At 42.6% G+C, this 404-nt stretch carries 1 protein-coding gene; it reads left to right on the top strand.

The window, feature by feature from the left end; genetic code table 11:
• A partial coding sequence (locus tag F0U44_RS24490; RefSeq protein WP_149730655.1) for a JHBP domain-containing protein occupies positions 1 to 378 on the top strand: 378 nt, incomplete at its 5' end.
• Positions 379 to 404: the final 26 nt, after the last annotated feature.

The raw sequence follows: 404 nt of genomic DNA, 5'->3' as shown, positions 1-404 counted from the left end.
AACTACGAGCTTAACGGTCAAGTCCCCGTTTTGCCGATTAAAGGAAAAGGAAAAATTCACGTCGACTTGAAAACAACACAAATCAACGTCGACGCGAATTACGAAGAGAAATTGGGAGATGATGGTAAAAAGCATTGGCACATCACGAAGTGGTCCTACACCTTCGAACTCAAAGACAAATCCGATGTTGTATTCGAAAATCTCTTTGATGGAAATGAAGTACTTGGACAAGCGGCCCGAGAGCTGATCGCCAACAACGGCAACGATATCATCAAGGAAATCGGATCGCCGATGATCAAGGCTGCAGTGGCAAGGGTCATGAAGAACATCGAACGTTTCTTCAAAGCGATTCCCGTTGAAGACCTAATTTTAAATTGATTGTTACATACATATTTAATAAGCGG

Origin of the sequence: Nocardioides humilatus (genome assembly GCF_008373755.1) — a bacterium.
GTDB classification, from domain to species: domain Bacteria; phylum Actinomycetota; class Actinomycetes; order Propionibacteriales; family Nocardioidaceae; genus Nocardioides; species Nocardioides humilatus.
This window is presented reverse-complemented; position numbering and strand designations above follow the sequence as displayed.